Here is a 2,883-nt window from a genome sequence, read left to right as displayed (position 1 = left end):
CCCTCAGTGGAAACCAGTTTTCCATCCTTAACCACAGCGTACAGTGGGCCCATACGAGAAGCAGTCAGAACACCTTTGCCCTGTGACTTTGCGTTAGCGTTCAGAGGAACAAGCGAAGAGATGGCTAAAGCACCTGCTGCTGCACCAGACCCTTTAAGAAAACTACGTCGGGTAAGATTGTCCATAGTGATTTTCCTTTTATTTTTGTAATACGATTAATGGTCAGACCCTGCGACATCTTTCGCATGGTTCTGGAAATACTTGGTTAGGATCTCAAGGTCGAGTTCGGAGATATCGGTTCGCTCTCCCATCCCTTTGGCAACAGGTCCCCATGCATTCACGGTAAAGTGGGTGGCCGGGATCTTTGCATGGCAGGCAGAGCAGTAAACATTGTCCAGCTCTTCGGCATAAGCCCATAAAGATTCAGAAGAAGGCAGCACCGGTGAGCTGATAGTTGCTGTCAGCTCTGCGCGTCGCCACTTATTGCCGTACTCATCTTCTTTATATTCACCGACCTTCAGCCCAGCCTGGCCAGCATCAGTCAACGAGGCAATTATCGAGCGCTGACCTTCTCCCATGTAGAGAACCTGTTCAGCCCCTTGCATCTGGTAGCCTTGTAGAAGTACTTGGCGTTCTGTGTCACTGGCACTTAGTACCTCAAGCGCTACGGCAGGATTGATGCGACCAAATTCCCCCATTTCAGCACTACTTACCGTATACACATGTTTTGCCGATTCTGGTGTGTTCTCGGTTTCAGACACTAGATTGTCGTAAGCTTCAGAATCCATTTCTGCGACGGGCGGGAAGTGGGCTACACCTTTATGGCAATCGATACAGGTCAGATTATTTGCCCCACCATAATCGTGCATTTTGATCGCATCCTCCGACTGTTCGTAGGTGTCCATTGCATCGAGTTCATGACAAGAGCGGCAGGTAGCAGAATCATTACTTTTCATTTGATCCCACACCATCTGAGCCATTTCCATACGGTGTTCTTCGTATTTTTCCTCATCATCGATCTTGCCGGTGACAAATTCGTGATAGATATCTTTCGACGCGCGGATCTTAGTCCAGACATAACCAATCGGATCAGACGGGATATGGCAATCTGAACACTCGGCACGGATGCCTTTCGCGTTAGAGAAGTGGATAGAGCCCTGATACTCCTCATAAGGGATTTGCATGGTATGGCAGGACAAGCAGAATTCGGTATCGGAAGTACTGTGCATAATTACCTGTGTGCCACCTAAGGTAACCCAGCCAACTGCCAGACCAATCAACAGAACTACAATTGTTTTTTTCATTTTCACTACACTTCGTTCGTTATCTTTTAATCCCTTCGAAAAGGAAATGAGAAAGTTTTCAAGCTAAAAGGATGCTTCTATCGAGGGAAAATTAACTTAAAGGAGGGATGTGAAAGCCATCAAAAGTACACGTACCCAAGGTACAGAACTTCAACAAACGGTGCCGGCTTTCCGCCTTTTCATTCCAATATTTTATTAACCCTGTTCGCTGTATGGGATAATTGTACGCTATAAAGGAATTTTAGATCAAGACAACGGATGCCGCCTTTTGGTAAGCGAATAAACTTGTATATATAAATCAATGAGTAAAATTAATTTTTAGTTCAGAAGATCTGTTTTGAGACTTGCTCAGTTCTCTGAATTACTCGGCTTTCATTAACTAATCAGCTCAGAAACAGGTGCGCTTTTCCCCTTGTCTTTAGCTTTAATGACGTAATAACGGACAACGACGACACCGCACACAACTGCACCTGTATAGCCACAGTAGGTCATGATGTAATTCAGTAACGTCTGGAAAGAAATGAAGAGAGCTACAAAGTAGACCCCGATACCTGCGACCACACAGGACAGCTGGTACTTTAAGCTCCTTTCATCTCTAATGAACATTGATACACAGGTCCAGATAATAGGACACATCGTACTATATATAGCAACAAGGACGATGACGGCATATATCCCCCCTATCGCACCAAAGAGATTGTTAGCCAACAACAGGTTAGGAATAGGAGCAAGAGTAGCCGCCTTGATGTTACCGATATGATTGAGTCCCATCACTATGTTGACAAAGGGGATCGCAAAGGCTGTGACACAAAGAATAATCTTGGTGTACTTAAAGTCATAGTCGCGAAGATCAGATCCCATACGGCCAACCAAAGCAGAGACAAGCAAGAGGCAGACTCCACCGTACGATAAACCGGACAACACAACGTTAGCACCGGCACGGGTGACCTGAACCTCACCGCTATTGATAGCAGCATTGCCTTCAGCCACTAGAGGGTAGTATTGGAAGGAAGAAGAAACACCGATGAGTAATGTAAAGCAAATCAGAGCAGGTCCAATCTTTCCGATAATCTCAATCATTTTGTTAAGTCCGGCCGCAGCCGTACCGGCAGAAATAATCACGGCTATAGCGCTACCGACAGCGACGGGCACACCCCACTGCTGATGCATGACATTACCAAAACCGGAAACCATGAACACGTAGGCGCAACCATTAAACGTCCATGCAAAGATCTCAAAAAACTTGCCGCCTACAGGTCCGGCATAAAACCTGAAAATACCGGCGACATCATCAATACCTCGGGTCCGGCCTGCATAAGCATATGCAGAATAAGAGAAGTACATCATAAAGAACGTGATAATGCCGATAAGGATGGAAGCCCATACGGAACCCCAACTGGCAAAAAACTGAACAGTCTCCTGACCAGTAGCAAAACCAGCCCCTATCAGGTAAGCAAACAGAGCACCAACCAGAACAGACTGCTTACCGATACTCATTTTTTTATTGCCCATAACTTTTACTTCCTAAAAGTCATATTCAACTTGATCACTACCACTTTTTTCGAAACAACTTATTGAA

3 protein-coding genes are annotated in these 2,883 nt (G+C 45.5%); all 3 read right to left on the bottom strand.

Features of this window, described 5'->3' with window-relative positions:
* Positions 1-185, bottom strand: a 185-nt coding sequence (locus MHN01_RS23135) for a twin-arginine translocation signal domain-containing protein (protein WP_239413706.1), incomplete at its 3' end; no start/stop codon positions are given.
* A 30-nt stretch (positions 186-215) separates the two neighbouring features.
* The gene (locus MHN01_RS23130) at positions 216-1,310 is read right to left on the bottom strand and encodes a NapC/NirT family cytochrome c (RefSeq protein ID WP_239413704.1); all 1,095 of its coding nucleotides are present in this window, start codon (positions 1,308-1,310) and stop codon (positions 216-218) included.
* 369 nt (positions 1,311-1,679) lie between these two features.
* A complete protein-coding gene (locus MHN01_RS23125) occupies positions 1,680-2,816 on the bottom strand; it encodes a hypothetical protein (protein WP_239413702.1) in 1,137 nt (378 codons plus the stop codon).
* Between the last annotated feature and the right edge of the window lie 67 nt (positions 2,817-2,883).

This window comes from Photobacterium sp. OFAV2-7 (genome assembly GCF_022347985.1).
Classification (GTDB): Bacteria; Pseudomonadota; Gammaproteobacteria; order Enterobacterales; family Vibrionaceae; genus Photobacterium.
Note: the sequence above shows the minus strand (reverse complement) of the source record. Positions and strands in the feature narration are given on the sequence as shown.

Excerpts from the sequence above, each read along its gene's own strand:
- MHN01_RS23125 (WP_239413702.1), bottom strand. The coding sequence starts at position 2,816 with ATGGGCAATAAAAAAATGAGTATCGGTAAGCAGTCTGTTCTGGTTGGT.